At 39.5% G+C, this 15,213-nt stretch carries 14 protein-coding genes; 5 read left to right on the plus strand and 9 right to left on the minus strand.

Annotated elements, in window-relative coordinates:
* Positions 1–1,791: 1,791 nt before the first annotated feature.
* Complete coding sequence (locus tag Q4575_RS15375; protein ID WP_303523435.1) at positions 1,792–3,669, plus strand: tetratricopeptide repeat-containing diguanylate cyclase; 1,878 nt, start codon at positions 1,792–1,794, stop codon at positions 3,667–3,669.
* Positions 3,670–3,747: 78 nt separating this feature from the next.
* The gene (locus Q4575_RS15380) at positions 3,748–4,152 is read left to right on the plus strand and encodes an HIT domain-containing protein (protein WP_303523436.1); all 405 of its coding nucleotides are present in this window, start codon (positions 3,748–3,750) and stop codon (positions 4,150–4,152) included.
* A gap of 3 nt (positions 4,153–4,155) precedes the next feature.
* On the opposite strand, the gene trxA is transcribed toward Q4575_RS15380, so the two are convergent.
* The gene (trxA, locus tag Q4575_RS15385) at positions 4,156–4,476 is read right to left on the minus strand and encodes a thioredoxin TrxA (protein WP_303523437.1); all 321 of its coding nucleotides are present in this window, start codon (positions 4,474–4,476) and stop codon (positions 4,156–4,158) included.
* A gap of 87 nt (positions 4,477–4,563) precedes the next feature.
* Between trxA and rhlB the strand changes: the two genes are divergently transcribed.
* Together rhlB and gppA are read left to right on the plus strand one after the other, a co-directional pair.
* The gene (gene rhlB, locus Q4575_RS15390; RefSeq protein ID WP_215964633.1) at positions 4,564–5,781 is read left to right on the plus strand and encodes an ATP-dependent RNA helicase RhlB; all 1,218 of its coding nucleotides are present in this window, start codon (positions 4,564–4,566) and stop codon (positions 5,779–5,781) included.
* A gap of 19 nt (positions 5,782–5,800) precedes the next feature.
* Positions 5,801–7,285, plus strand: coding sequence for a guanosine-5'-triphosphate,3'-diphosphate diphosphatase (gene gppA, locus Q4575_RS15395; protein ID WP_215964634.1), 1,485 nt, complete (start codon positions 5,801–5,803; stop codon positions 7,283–7,285).
* Between the two features lie 172 nt (positions 7,286–7,457).
* Here the strand turns inward: gppA and hemB are convergent, their stop codons facing one another.
* From hemB to tatA, 6 genes are all read right to left on the minus strand, one after another.
* Positions 7,458–8,465: a porphobilinogen synthase gene (gene hemB / locus Q4575_RS15400; RefSeq protein ID WP_303523438.1), complete on the minus strand. Its 1,008-nt coding sequence runs from the start codon at positions 8,463–8,465 to the stop codon at positions 7,458–7,460.
* Positions 8,452–9,744 carry a GGDEF domain-containing protein gene (locus Q4575_RS15405; RefSeq protein ID WP_303523439.1) on the minus strand — a complete coding sequence of 431 codons (1,293 nt, stop codon included), beginning with the start codon at positions 9,742–9,744 and terminating at the stop codon, positions 8,452–8,454. Before Q4575_RS15405 ends, hemB begins: the two co-directional genes overlap by 14 nt.
* Positions 9,745–9,920: 176 nt before the next feature.
* Positions 9,921–10,424 carry a hypothetical protein gene (locus Q4575_RS15410; protein ID WP_303523440.1) on the minus strand — a complete coding sequence of 168 codons (504 nt, stop codon included), beginning with the start codon at positions 10,422–10,424 and terminating at the stop codon, positions 9,921–9,923.
* Positions 10,411–11,157, minus strand: a complete 747-nt coding sequence (gene tatC / locus Q4575_RS15415; protein WP_215964638.1) for a twin-arginine translocase subunit TatC — start codon at positions 11,155–11,157, stop codon at positions 10,411–10,413. The genes Q4575_RS15410 and tatC overlap by 14 nt, the downstream gene beginning before the upstream one ends.
* A complete protein-coding gene (gene tatB / locus Q4575_RS15420; protein ID WP_303523441.1) occupies positions 11,138–11,464 on the minus strand; it encodes a Sec-independent protein translocase protein TatB in 327 nt (108 codons plus the stop codon). The genes tatC and tatB overlap by 20 nt, the downstream gene beginning before the upstream one ends.
* Complete coding sequence (tatA, locus tag Q4575_RS15425; protein ID WP_215964640.1) at positions 11,464–11,685, minus strand: twin-arginine translocase TatA/TatE family subunit; 222 nt, start codon at positions 11,683–11,685, stop codon at positions 11,464–11,466. The genes tatB and tatA overlap by 1 nt, the downstream gene beginning before the upstream one ends.
* Positions 11,686–11,798: 113 nt before the next feature.
* Here tatA and Q4575_RS15430 point away from each other — a divergent pair, with 113 nt between their 5' ends.
* Positions 11,799–12,956, plus strand: coding sequence for a hypothetical protein (locus Q4575_RS15430; RefSeq protein WP_303523442.1), 1,158 nt, complete (start codon positions 11,799–11,801; stop codon positions 12,954–12,956).
* A gap of 17 nt (positions 12,957–12,973) precedes the next feature.
* On the opposite strand, the gene ubiB is transcribed toward Q4575_RS15430, so the two are convergent.
* Both ubiB and Q4575_RS15440 read right to left on the minus strand, forming a co-directional pair.
* The gene (gene ubiB, locus Q4575_RS15435) at positions 12,974–14,632 is read right to left on the minus strand and encodes a ubiquinone biosynthesis regulatory protein kinase UbiB (RefSeq protein WP_303523443.1); all 1,659 of its coding nucleotides are present in this window, start codon (positions 14,630–14,632) and stop codon (positions 12,974–12,976) included.
* Complete coding sequence (locus tag Q4575_RS15440) at positions 14,629–15,210, minus strand: SCP2 domain-containing protein (RefSeq protein WP_303523444.1); 582 nt, start codon at positions 15,208–15,210, stop codon at positions 14,629–14,631. Before Q4575_RS15440 ends, ubiB begins: the two co-directional genes overlap by 4 nt.
* Positions 15,211–15,213: the final 3 nt, after the last annotated feature.

The raw sequence follows: 15,213 nt of genomic DNA on the forward strand, positions 1-15,213 counted from the left end.
ATGTATGAGCCAATTTTCGAATATTCCACTATGATGAACCTAGCCATATTAGATCAGATATTTAACCAAAATGGTATAAGGTGAAACATGCTATTCCTCTGCACTCGGTTGGAGGTTCCAAATATCGCTAAAGCTCGACTCATATTACAAGCTATGGAATGACGTTTACTGCCAGAAAAGCTCGTCATCTCAAAATCGCGAAGCGATATTTTAGATCTCCTTCAATATGCAGAGGACGTTTTTGTTCTGAACCTGTGAGCTAATTTAAAACGAATTATGAACTTCCTCAGCACTCGGTTGGAGGTTCCAAATATCGCTGTGGCTCTTTTGGAATGACGTTTTTTGTTCTGAACTTTTGAGCTGCCTGCAAGGTGAAACATACTATTCCTCTGCACTCGGTTGGAGGTTCCAAATATCGCTGTGGCTCTTTTGGAATGAAGTTTTTTGTTCTGAGCTTATGAGCCAATTTAAAGCGAATTTAGAACTTCCTCTGCACTCGGTTGGAGGTTCCAAATATCGCTAAGGCTCTTTTGGAATGACGTTTTTTATTCTGAACTTATGAGCTGCCTGCAAGGTGAAACATGCTATTCCTCAGCACTCGGTTGGAGGTTTCAAATATCGCTGTGGCTCTTTTGGAATGACGTTTTTTATTCCGAACTTATGAGCTGCCTGCAAGGTGAAACATGCTATTTCTCTGCACACGGTTGGAGGTTCCAAATATCGCTAAGGCTCGACTCATATTGCAAGCTATGGAATGACGTTTACTGCCAGAAAAACTCGTCATCTCAAAATCGCGAAGCGATATTTGAGATCTCCTTCAATATGCAGAGGACGTTTTTGTTCTGAACCTGTGAGCTAATTTAAAGCGAACTATGAACTTCCTCTGCACTCGGTTGGAGGTTCCAAATATCGCTGTGGCTCTTTTGGAATGACATTTTTTGTTCTGAGCTTATGAGCTGCCTGCAAGGTGAAACATGCTATTCCTCTGCACTCAGTTGGAGGTTCCAAATATCGCTAAGGCTCGACTCATATTACAAGCAATGGAATGACGTGTTTCAGCAAAATTACAGTGTTGTTTTGAAAAAAGCTGTTTCTTTTGTCTTTTAAATGGTGGTGATTTATGGGGTTTTTATGCATAAATATATGCACGAGATTTGCTATGCCGTCATTAAATTTTTTCAATGGTATTCGAGTAGACTGTGTTTAACATGATTTGTATAGGTAAGGACTAGAATCAGTAGGTGGTTTTTCGTAGTTAATGTTTACTAGGCTTTTGTTTACAAAGCTAATATTTACAAAGCTTTGTAAACAAAAGCTATGATTATAAAAAGCTGAGGTTTAAGTATTGGTGTTTTACGTTAAACGTTAGTTAAGAAATTTAGGCACTTTTTTAGCACAAGTAGAAGACACCGCCTTTGTTAATTAGGGTTTGTTAGTCAGAATTATTAAGCTGTTCAAACGAATAAAGTATTTTGTCTTTTTATGCAAAATTGAATTAACGGACTAAGATTAGTGCGGTAGTAAAAGTGCGATTAGTTTGCCGTGATTATTAACTCAATAAATTCGACATTATTCCAAAGATTTACAATAGTACTAAAAATACTCTTATTGCTTATTATATTAGATAGTTGCGTCTTACCAGAAAGTTGGTAAATTGAGCATCTTGAATTACAGGTAGAAGTATTTTTGCCGACTTCTTACGTGTAAGAGTTTAAATTTCATTTATGGCGAACTAGGTTTTTTGGCTCTAAAATGAGAGAGACCGAAAATTTTGGAAGATGTAAGGGATAGATGTTTCATTTTTTAAAGCTGAGTTGGATTATTGCAGTTTTGCTATTTGCCAGTTGCGGCGCGACGGCTGATACGTATTCAAAAGATAAACTAATTTCGGAACTCGATAATTTGAAAATCAGCAAGATCGCTGTACTCGGTGTCGCCCTTGATAAATCAAAAGATCTGTTGTCTTCAGCCCAACTACATGCTGATAAACAATCGATAGTAAAAGCCGTATTAATACAAGCTGAGATTCTTAAAAAACTAGAAAGGTATCAAGAGGCGCAAGAATTACTTGATACCTACAGTAACAGAATTGAATCGCTAGATGATCCAACCTTTAACCTTAGAGCAGACTTGCTCCGCCTTGCTTTATTAGACAATGCAGCAGAGTTTGACAAGTCTAAGCAGTTAACTCAAAAAATTATTTCTAAAATTAAGAGAGCTTCACAAAATGAGCTTGTTGCTAGATCTTACCTTGAAGTAGGTTATAGTTATTATCTAGATACTGGAATGGACAAAGCGATAGAATTTTATAATAAGGCCTATGAGATATATTTTAGACTTAATGAAGAATCGGGCTTGGCTGACGTTTTTAATTCCTTATCATTGGTTTATGGCGAGCAAGGCGATAAAAATTTAGCGGTTAATTATTTGAAAAAAGCCCTCGCTATATACAGCAAGCTTGGTTACCGCCATGCAGCATCGTTAGCGCATTATAATTTAGGGTTTACCTACGTAGACATGGGGCTTCTAGAGGAAGCAAAGTCGCAGTTTAGTGCTTCAATTGAAATTAGCCTAGACATCGATGACAAGTTAAATTTGGCGTATTCGAAATCGGCACTAGCACGGATTTTTATTAAGCAATCACAATTTGTTAATGCGGCAAATCTTTACAAAGAATCCATAGCTATTTTCAAATATTTTGACGATGAAGTCACTTCATTCCGTATGAAGGTTGGCCTGCTAGAGTCGTATATCGGAAGCAAAGATAAAATTGCTGCCGGTAAGTTATTTAATAAGCTTCAAATAGATTACGCCAAATATGGGCAACCGGGTTACCCAAGTAAGTTCCTGTTAATCTCTGCGCGATATCACGAACTAATGATGGACTATAAACGCGCCTTTGAAACACAATTGGATTATAGCCAGCGACTACTAAAAAACTTTGACCGGGTTCAAGAACAGGACGTAGAGAAGCTAATGGTTGAGTTTGATAGTAAAATTAAGGAATCTGAAAACTTATTACTACTCAAAGACAATGAAGTAAAAAAACTTAGGTTAGAGCAACAAAATAGTCGGCTTTTCTTTTTAATCTTAGTGGCAGTTATGGCGATTTTAATAGTGGTTGTTATTGGCTTCTTGTTATATCGACAAACTCTACACCGGACTCGGTTTCAGAAAATGGCCTTACGTGATCATTTAACTAACGCCCCTAATCGACGTGCGGTTCTACAATATGCAAAAGAACGTTTCTCTGAAGCACGACAAACAAATATGAACTTTACCATTGCTTTAGTTGACTTAGATCACTTCAAAACCTTTAACGACCAATATGGCCATGACGTTGGCGACGAAGTTTTAAAATCTTTCTCTAATGCCTGTGCATCTGCGCTAAGAAAGCAAGACCGATATGGACGTTATGGTGGAGAAGAGTGGTTATTAGTGTTGGGTGATACAGATAAAAACGAAGTCACCCAGATATTTAACAGACTAAAAGCTAACTTAGAGAAAATAAGCATCAACGGTGTTGAAAAGCCTCTTACGGTTTTGTTTAGTATGGGTGTCGCTCAATATGATCCTGACACCGATAAAAACGTCCAAGACATGATCCGTCGCGCTGATAGTAACCTTTATGAAGCAAAAGGCATGGGAAGAGACCGAGTAATTCAATAACTGTCTTTTTGCCAGGCTCCTTTTTGCTTTAGGGCCAAATGTCTGCCTTCAATACTCATATAAGAAGTTAACTACACTATGTTTAAACTAAATCATCGATTCGAAGAAGACTCTATTTTTGTCACTAAACTCGAACTTTGCCAAGTTCGATTGCAAAACGATGCTCGCTTTCCCTGGTTTATTTTAATCCCCGAGGTTGAGGGGGTTGAAGAAGTTGATGCGTTGAGCGTTTCTCAACAGCACGTACTAATTGATGAAAGTTCTAAAGTGTCAGCTGCACTTAGGACCGTAGTTTCTGCTGATAAAATAAATGTCGCTAATCTTGGGAACATTGTTCGTCAACTGCATTGGCATGTGGTTGCGAGAACAGAAAATGACGTTGCCTGGCCAGGCCCTATTTGGGGGGGTGGTACAGCAGAAAAATATGAAGACAAAAAAAGAGTCGAATTAATCGACTCTTTTCTAACTGCATTAAACAAGTAAATGTTAAACGTTGTCGTTTAAAAACTCGACTAATTGCGTTTTGCTTAGTGCGCCAACTTTAGTAGCTGCAACTTCACCATTTTTAAACAACAATAGTGTTGGAATACCACGAACGCCAAATTTAGGTGGCGTGTTAGGGTTTTGGTCAATGTTCAATTTTGCAATTGTAACGCTGTCCATTTCTTCAGCTACTTCGTTCAAAATCGGAGCAATCATCTTACAAGGCCCGCACCATTCTGCCCAAAAATCTACTAATACAGGTTTGTCGCCGTTTACGACAGAGTCAAAGCTGTCATCGGTTACTGCAACTATTTTATCGCTCATTTTAAACTCCGAAATTATATAAAATTTATACGTCTATTTTGAATAATATGTTTCTTATTGCAAGTGTTAAGGTTATGCTTATCAGCTATGACTAAGACACATTTAACTGAAACAAAATTTACCGACTTTGATGTACATGAAAATGTACTAAAAGCCCTTTCTAAACTTGGCTTCGAGAATTGTACGCCTATCCAGGCTATGTGTATGCCGCTTATCGAAAAAGGTTCCGATATAGCAGGGCAAGCACAAACTGGTACGGGTAAAACGATAGCGTTTTTAACCGCTACATTTAACCGTCTTCTCAAGTCTGACACTAAACCTGGCCAGCCGAAAGCTATTATTTTGGCACCTACTCGCGAATTAGCAATACAAATTCATAAAGACGCTGTGGTATTCGCTGAGACAACTGGGTTATCTCTTGGACTTGTTTATGGGGGCGAAGGTTATGAATCTCAACGCCAACTTTTACAATCAGGAGTTGATGTAGTAATTGGCACGACTGGACGTGTAATTGATTACTTAAAACAAGACGTATATTCGCTTGAAAATATTCAAGCCGTGGTACTAGATGAAGCAGACAGAATGTTTGATTTAGGCTTTATTAAAGACATCCGTTATTTATTTAATAAAATGCCACCTAGTGACCAACGTCTAAACCTAATATTTTCTGCGACAATGAGCTTTAAAGTAAAAGAACTTGCTTTTGAACACATGAATGAACCAACTCATGTTCAAACTGAGCCTGAACAAATGACAGGCCACCGCATAGTAGAAGAGTTATTTTATCCTCAATCTGACCAGAAATTTTTATTGTTACTTTCACTAATCGAAGACGATTGGCCAGATAAAGCAATTATTTTTGCCAATACTAAACACGTTTGTGAAAAAATATATAACTGGATGAAAGCGGATAAACACCGTGTAGGTCTACTAACGGGTGATGTGAATCAGCGTAAACGCTTAAGTATTTTAGATGCGTTTGCAAAAGGTGATTTAGATTTCCTCGTTGCTACTGACGTAGCCGCTCGTGGACTTCATATCCCTGCGGTAACACACGTTTATAACTTTGATTTACCAGATGACCGTGAAGATTACGTGCATCGTATTGGTCGTACCGGCCGAGCGGGTGCTAGCGGGCATGCAATTAGTTTTGCATGTGAATCATATGTTTATAATCTACCAGCTATTGAAGAATATACTGGCCATGCGATACCTGTTTCGCATTATGACGAATCTGCGTTGTTGGACGATGTCCAAAAACCTCGTTATCAGAAACGACGTCATCATCAAAGACGCCGGAGTTAATTGGTAAGGTCAGATGTAAATGGAAAAAAACAGTAGTTATGCCGTAATTGACTTAGGGTCAAATAGCTTTCATATGATGATAGCTCAGGTGGTTGCTGGTAGTGTTCAGATTATTGGCCGGGTGAAACGTAAAGTTCGCCTAGCCTCTGGTCTAGACGAAAATCTCATTTTGTCTGACGAAGCAATGCTAAGAGGTTGGGAATGTCTCGACCTTTTTGCTGAGCGACTTCAAGATATCCCCATTAATAATATCCGCATTGCCGGAACTGCTACACTTAGACTCGCTACAAATGTTTCTGTTTTTTTAGATAAAGCCGAACAAATTTTAGGTTTGCCAATAGAAATTATATCTGGTGAACGCGAAGCGCAAATTATTTACAAAGGTGTTGCTTACACATCAAGTCGAAAAATACGCCGTTTGGTTATTGATATTGGTGGTGCTAGCACTGAGTTAATCGCAGGCGATGGAGATACTCCTGTAATATGTAAAAGTTTGAATGTCGGGTGTGTCACCTATTTAGAGCGTTACTTCCCGGGTGGTTACCTTTCAGAAACGAATTACACTAATGCTATTGCAGCGGCTGAGTTAGAAATTTCGACGATTCGCGACCTCTATAAAGATTTTAACTGGAACGAAGAAGTTGGCGCGTCGGGTACGGTGCAAGCCATTCAAGAAATTCTAATCCATCAGGGGCACGACGAAATCATTACGCTGGAAAGGCTTGTGGCTATCATGCAGCAGTCTATCACCTACGGAATTATTGATAATCTGACGATCCCCGGTTTAGTTAAAGACCGTCGCATGGTATTTCCAAGTGGTGTATCGATATTGATCGCAATCTTTAGACAACTGAACTTGACCGGGATGACACTGGCCGGTGGGGCGTTGCGCGAAGGTCAATTGTATTCGATGTTACCTGAACTGACAAAAATGAATGTTCGCAATAGGACAATCGAAAGTGTCATGACACGTTATCATGTCGATAAAGAGCATGCTAAACGAGTTGCAGAGTTGTCGATAAATTTGGCTAAACAAACCGAACCCAGTTGGGATCTGCAACAATTCGAAGCGCTAGACATATTGCGAGCAGCAGCTATGGTCCATGAAGTGGGATTACAAGTCGCCTATAAAGGTCAACAACTGCACTCAAGTTACATACTGGCAAACACCAATTTACCAGGCTTTACCGAAGCGCAGAAAAAATTACTCACTTCTTTGGTGTTAAACCACAGGGAAGACATAGATAAAGACTCGCTTTATAAGCAAAGTTCAACGTCAGTGTTACTTGCATGTCGTTTAGCTCGTATATTGAGGTTAGCGGTTATTTTGGCGCTCAGACGAGCAGACGAAGTTTTACCTGCAGTTGAAATTGTTGTAACCAATGAAGATATCGCGCTCAAATTGCCTAAAAACTGGTTGGATAACAATCCACTAAGTAAAGCAGAACTGAACCAAGAAGCGGGTTCACAAGCTGAACTAGGATGGAAATTATTTCTGGATTAAAGACATATACATAAATGAGTACAAAAAAACCGAAATCAAATTTCTGACTTCGGTTTTTTTTTGGTTTTTAATTTGTTCTTAATAAACAGGATAAGCCCTAAATCGCACGTCCTTTTTGTTTAAGTGCATTGATTGAAGGCTAATCAATCAGGAATTAGGCTTATTGCCGAACTTATTCGTTTAACCAAATCGCGGCTCTTTTGGCAAAGTAGGTTAATATCCCGTCTGCGCCGGCGCGTTTAAATGCTAGTAAGGATTCCATCACAGTTTCTCGTTCAGACAACCAGCCATTTTGAATTGCCGCCATGTGCATGGCATATTCACCACTTACTTGATAAGCATAAGTTGGTACTTGGTACGTGTCTTTTACGGCTTTTACGATATCAAGATAAGGCATGCCCGGTTTAACCATAACCATATCAGCACCTTCTTCAAGGTCTTGGGCGACTTCACGCAAAGCTTCATTACAATTAGCAGGGTCCATTTGATAGGTCTTTTTATCTGCACCTTTGAGATTACCAGCAGAACCTACGGCGTCTCTAAAGGGCCCGTAATAATTAGATGCGTATTTTGCCGAATACGCCAAAATAGAGGTGTTGTGATATCCGGCAATTTCTAATGCGTCTCTTATTTCCCCTATTCGACCATCCATCATATCGCTTGGTGCAACTACATCCGCTCCAGCTTCAGCATGCGACAGTGCTTGTTTGACTAAAATTTCAGTAGTAATGTCGTTAAGGACATAACCGTTGTCGTCGATGATGCCGTCTTGGCCATGGATTGTGAATGGATCTAATGCAACGTCGGTAATAACGCCTAGTTCAGGGCAGGCCGCTTTGACAGCGCGAACCGCTTTTTGAGCCAAACCCTCTGGATTATATGCCTCTTCAGCCATAACTGATTTTATAGATTGCGGTGTTACCGGAAAAATCGCAATGGCCGGTATGCCCAACGAAACTAATTCTTTTGCTTCATTAACGAGATGATCAATGGTCATGCGTTCTATGCCAGGCATCGAATCGATAGTTTCTTTTTTGTCTGTCCCATCCAATATAAACATTGGATATATTAAGTCATTTGTAGTTAATACGTGTTCACGCATAAGTCGACGTGAAAAATCATTTTTACGCATTCTGCGCATTCGCGTAAATGGAAATGCACCTAAATCATTGTGTGGCATTAATATTTTCCTCTGAATTAAATATGATAACTCGATTTCGCCCCGTTTCTTTGGCCTGATATAAGGCGTCATCGGCTTGACCAATAATATCCTTTGGGCTCATCGAATGAGTTGCATCGGTAAAACCTACGCCAAAACTTGCATTACAACTTATGGGGCCTTTTTCACTATTAATCGCAAGTTGAGAAATCTTTATTCTGATTTTTTCTGCAAGGGCAAATGCTCCCAGCTTTTCAGTATTTGGCAAAATGAGTGCAAACTCTTCGCCACCGTAGCGGAATACTTCGTCGGTTGAGCGCTGCAAGGTTTCTGCGGCGGTGAGCGCAACGCTTCTAATAACTTCATCGCCGATCAAATGCCCGTAGGTGTCGTTAACTTTTTTAAAGTGGTCTATGTCAAACATAACTAAAGATAGCGGCAGTTGTTCACGTCTGGAACGGCGTAGTTCCGCTAAAATGCGTTTATCAAAATGCCTGCGATTATGGATACCGGATAAAGCATCTAATGTATTTAGTTTTTCTAATTCGTGATTTTTCTCTTTCAGTTCACGTAGGGTAACTTGCATCTCAAAATTTTGGTCGGCTAGTGTTTTATTTAGTTGATCAACCGTTTCTTCATCCGGACCAGAGCCGTTTGAGGTTGTTTGCTGCCAGTAGTTTTCAACTACATAATAAATGATGGCAAACATCCAAAGATTTTGCGGCGTTAAATTCGATTGCAGGTTTGCAGCGAGAAAAATAACCGTATAAAGCACAGAAACAATGAGTAAAGAAAGTGGAATGTAATGTGTTTTTGGTGTTTCAAAATGGATGTTGGCATTTTCAAAAGCAAATAAAAGATAGCTTAATAGAGACGTTAAAAAGACAAAGGTTAGTATCAACAGAAATACGCTTGGCGGCGCAATAAAAGTAGTAAGCGGAGTTAATATGGTAAAGCTACAGGAAAGCTTGAGAAGCAAAGTTATGCGGGGGGAAATGTCCTGACCTAAAGATAAGTAGCAATACAAAGAGATTAAGTTAAATGCGAATAACGCCAAGGATGCATAAATAGTAATGACTTGAGAAATGGTATCAGACCCTAAACTCAGGGAATTATCGAGGTTCAAACTTAAAGTCATCAGCATTAGAGAAAGTAAAAAGCCGCTTTGTAAGCCATTTACTATTGATTTTTTTTGGATGGCGATGATGCCGTTAAATAACATGGAGCCGATGATAAGCCCCATCCAAATATACGCTAAAGGAGATAACTGATAAATTTCAAATATCGGGTTATTGAACATAAATTAAATTTGGTTCATTAAATTAGCTGAATTCCCTATGGATCCAAGTTGAGTCTACAGCGCAAAATATAAATATAACGCTAAACCGAATAACTTCCATCCCAATATTTTTGTTATCTTTTAACCTAACGCAAATTTTAACGATACGTCGACGCCACCAAGCATTTTATTTAATACTATTTTAGGCGTTTTATCTTGTATTGATTATTTGAATTTGCTTTTTTAAGGGTGAATGAGCCCAATATTGCACGTTCTATAACAATGACTTCGTTTGCCTTTAGTTTAAGCCTGTCCGTTGTGGTCTGTTTCCAAATTTGACCATTATCTAAATAAATCTTTAAATGGCCATATGCCGTTTTTTTGACTTTAGTTACGGTAGCGGTAATTTGCTCTGCAGATTGTTCGTCCAAATATTGCTTGTGTTCGAGGCCAAATTTACTGTTAGCTGACTTTTTAGGCGCTTGTTTTACTGCCTCGTCGCTGTGAGCTACTTCGCCTTTGCTAGAAAAAACACGATCTGCCAAATTGTCGTAACAATTGAGTCGTTTGATATCAGCTTTAATGCTGTTGCATGCGGCATAGTCTTTATTAGAAATACCCGCAGCATTAGCAGAAAATACTGAAGTTACTGCTATTAATGTGAGTAGGAAAATAGAAAACTGCGTTTTACTTGTTGTCATCTTGTTCTCGCTTTTTATTTACAATCGTCGCCATAATTAGCCCAAGCTCGAATAACATCCACATTGGAATTGCCAGTAATGTTTGGCTAATAACATCCGGAGGAGTGAGCAACATTCCAAGTATAAAGGCACCTACGACAACATAAGGTCGTTTTGTTTTTAGTGTTTCTACATCGGTGATCCCAGCCCAACAAAGGACAAAAACAACGATTGGAACTTCAAATGCGAAACCAAATGCGATAAATATTTTAAGAATAAAATCCAAGTAACTGCTTATATCGGTCGCTATCGTAATACCTTCTGGGGCTACACTGGTAAAGAATGCAAAGGCGAGCGGAAAGACAATAAAATAGGCAAATGCAATACCACTGTAAAAAAGAAAAACAGAGGAAAATAAGATAGGCGCAGCGAGTTTTTTTTCGTGACTATATAAACCCGGCGCAATAAATCCCCACATTTGATGCAGCAAATACGGGAACGCCGCAACGATGGATAACATGAAAGCAAGTTTAAATGGCGTTAAAAATGGTGCAGCAACATCGGTTGCAATCATACTTGCACCCTCAGGCAAAACATCAATTAAAGGCGCCGCAATTTGGGTATATATCTCGTTTGCAAACACAGCCAACACGGCAAAACACAAAAGAACGGCAACAACGCTACGAATTAACCGTTGTCGAATTTCTATTAAGTGCTCAATGATTGGGGGTTTTTCAGTCTTTTCTGTTGTCATCAGACTTATCTTTTTGGTGCTCAACATTAAGCGGTTGGTTTACGCTTTCTGCCGCTTTGGTAAGCTCATCTACAGATTTCTGTAGTTCGGGGGAAAGGCTATCCAATCCTTGCTGTTCAGCCTTTTTGAGGTTTTCATGGAGCTCGTGCACTCGTAATTGCTCGTTTACTTCCGCACTAAAGCTCTGTGTCATTTGTGACAACTGCCGTTTGAACTGCACTACTTTACGCATAGCAGCTGGCAAGCGATCAGGCCCTAACACAATTGTGCCAACAACCGCGATGAGAATCAGCTCCCAGAATCCCACTAGTCTTTTTTCACTTTTTCTTTGTTGGTTTCAACAAACTCAGCATCTTTCTTTTCGTCAGTTTTATCTTCAACTACGGGTTCGTCAGAAACAGAATTTTTAAATCCTTTAACGGCAGAGCCAAGATCGCTCCCTAATGATTTCAATCTCTTAGTGCCAAATAATAAAATTACAATTACCAAAACGATCAGTAATTGCCAAATGCTAATTCCACCAAACATGTAACGCCCCTTTTTAAACAATTACTGCTATTATAAAGTCATAAGTGCTCAAATTCATACCCTTAAATCACATTAAAACGATGCAATCGGTCGAGGAACAGGATGCCTACAAAATGTACGGGAAATTAATCACCAATATTTTAATATTTGTGAGTTTGATATTCGAAGTTATGGCTACGGAATTGCCTTCAAGTCCACAACAAGATATCTGCAAAGGCAGTGATGATAGGGTCTCGTCGGTAAAAACTGAATCGAAAGAAAATACTAACGCTCCCAGTCCTCAATGCGTCAATCAACCACTACCTCCGGCGGTCGAAAATAAAACAGATAAAGATATAACCGAATTAGAAAAAGAGCTCGAAGAAAAACGACTAAAAGTATTGTTTGTCGATGTTAATACGGTGATGGAAACTGTCGGCGATACTATGGATTGGACGGCAAACTGGGTTGATGGTTATTTTGCAAATGGTAAGCCCGGTAGCGACAAAGCAAAAGCCTGGGGCCATGTTGTTATGGGTTGGGAACCACGCGATGGTGAGTGGGGAAATTTTCCCGTTAAATTTAAAGTAAGAGCGAAACTTCCTAATCTAAAGGATCGTGTCGAATTAATTTTAACTGACGATGAGCAAGATGATTTTAAAAATTTACCCTACGAATCTGTTCGTCCCGATGCGTACAAATCGAGTGAGCGTTCTTTAGGTGCCGCGATTCGTTTTCTACATTCAGTATCGGAGGATATCAGTACATCTTCTAGATTAGGGTGGGGTGACAACCAACTTTACGCCCGTTCGCAAATGTCCTATCGTAAGAGGTTTTTTAATGACAAAGTGTCATTAACGCTGCAACCCTCTTTAGAATATTATGTGAGTGACGGTTGGGGTAGTCGCTTTCTAATCGACACTGGATTAGAAGTCAGTCCTATTAATGAACTTCGTTTAAACTATTCTATCCGTGACTTACAAACCTATGAAAGCCCAGAATGGCGTTCGGGTTTGTATTCAATTACGGCAGTGAGTGACAAGTCTGTCGTGATCGTTGGCTTATCTTCGGTTGGTGTTGTAAAGCCCAAATACGCTCCGGAGTTTTACAAATTTAGTGTTCGTTACCGCAGAAAAGCTATCCGGAGTTGGATATTTTTTGAAGTCGAACCGTTCCTAGAGTTTAGTCGTGAACCGGATGTTGATAGTTTAGTCTCTAAGCATGGTTATACCGAATTCCAACGAGACATCGGCATAACCCTTAGATTTGAAGTGCATTATGGATTTTTGTAATGAATGATCCGCAATGACTAGCGGTTTTTAATGAAAACCCGATAAGCAAAGTAGATAACTGCAAGGCCCAAAAATCCACTTAACCCATACCACAGTTGATTGTCGAATTTGGCAAACAACGCTGTGAGTAACAAAGATAAACTCGATAGTGAAAATAACGCGAGGTCTTTCACAAATTGTTTGTGTCCATTTTGCGCTATCTGATACTCGCTAATGAGTTGTTGCTGTAATGTGGGCAACTGCTTAATGCTAGTTAAACTTGCGTGTACTAAATCTGGTAAACCTGGGGCTTTTTCAATCCAATAAGGCGCATTTGATTTAATTTGTTTCCACGCTGATTTAAAGCCAATTTGCTGATTAACCCAGTCTTCTAAAAATGGTTTTGCGGTTTGCCACAAATCAAGTTGCGGATAAAGTTGTCTTCCTAGCCCTTCAACATACAACAGTGTTTTTTGCAGCAATACGAGTTGTGGTTGTACTTCCATTTCAAACTGTCTTGCGGTGTCGAATAAACCGATTAACACTTGAGCAAAAGATATTTGGTCCAGAGGTTTATTAAAGATAGGTTCGCAAACCGTGCGTATTGCCATCTCAAATTGTTCGACATTCACATGTGCTGGAACCCAGCCAGATTCAACATGCAATTGAGCAACTTTTAGATAATCACGGTTAAAAAATGCGACAAAATTTTCAGCAAGATAGCGTTTGTCACCAGAATTTAAGGTGCCCATGATCCCAAAGTCGATTCCGATGTATTGTGGATTTTCAGGAGTTGTCTCAGCAACAAAAATATTACCAGGGTGCATATCGGCATGGAAAAAACTGTCCCGAAACACCTGAGTAAAAAATACGCTCACGCCTTTTTCTGCAAGTCGTTTTAAATCTGTATTTTGGCTTTTTAGTCGCTCAACATCAGAGACCGGGATGCCATAAATACGCTCCATAACCAGCATGTTTTTACGGCAATGTTCACTGTAAATTTCTGGAATATAGAGGTCATCAGATTGTTCAAAATTTCGTTTTAATTGCTGACCATTTGCGGCTTCTTGCGCGAGGTTTAATTCACTATGTATGGTTTTTTCGTATTCTTCTATGACTTCTAAAGGGCGTAAACGAACGCCGTCTTTTAAATAACGTTTAACAAGACCCGCAGCGAGTTTCATTAAGCTAATATCGGCTTCAATTTGCTGAGTAATGCCAGGTCTAATGACCTTTATTACAATGTCTTTTGGCTGTTGGTCAACGAGTAGTGTTGCGGCATGAACCTGAGCAATAGACGCTGTTGCTAACGGTGTGGTTTCAAAGGTTTCAAAGCGTTGGTGGATATCGTCGATGCCAAGTGCCTGACAAATGATGTGTTTTGCTTGTTCGCCGTCAAAGGGAGCGATTTGATCCTGCAGTTTTGATAACTCAACACTAAATTCGTCAGACAATAAATCTTTGCGAGTGGATAACATTTGCCCAAGCTTAATCCAAACTGGGCCAAGAGATTCAAGGGCCAGTCTAATATTGTATGCGTTGGCTGATTTTTGTTTGGTTTTTGGATACCAGAAAAACACCAAAAGAATTAGCTTGATATACCAAGGACGGAGATGCTTTGGAATGCCGCTAAACAAGCGATAGTACAAAGCGGTATGGAATATAAATGCCAAGCGGCTTAAGTTCGAGAGTTTCAAACTGACTTCCTAAATTGAGTGAACATTGAGAATAAACGCTCAGTTTGAGCATGCAAGTTGTCGACGTCTTCAATAAATTGGTTTATTTCAATGTTATCTGGCGTGACTTTGAGTTCGTCGGTCAAGGCGGAAGCAACTGTGTAATCAATATCGGCAAGCTTGCGGGCAAGTAATTGGTTTAATTTTATGATGACACTTGCAACACGGTGTGCAAGGGCATCACCTAAATACGTCGACAACCACTCTTGCCAATCTATGTTGCTTTCAATTAACAAATTTGAATAGGCCTGTGCAATTCCAAGGTCACCCTCAAGTTCGAGTTCATCCGATTTGATGAGTTTGGTCAGCACCGACGCATCGGATAACGATTTTAATTTATCGAATTTTGTACGGACGGTGCAGTCGCTACCTTCAGCATTGGTCATTAACTTAATTTGGTTATTAATGACCAACAAACTCAGTGACAGTTTTAAATCGGTTAACGTGACAGTGAATTTTTTGTTTTCTAACTTAGCCAGTTTTTGCTTTGCATTGTAGTCGTAACCGAGTGCTTCGTTCAGCGCCGGTTCAATAATCATAAA

Source organism: Psychrosphaera sp. 1_MG-2023 (assembly GCF_030548245.1).
Lineage (GTDB): Bacteria > Pseudomonadota > Gammaproteobacteria > Enterobacterales > Alteromonadaceae > Psychrosphaera > Psychrosphaera algicola.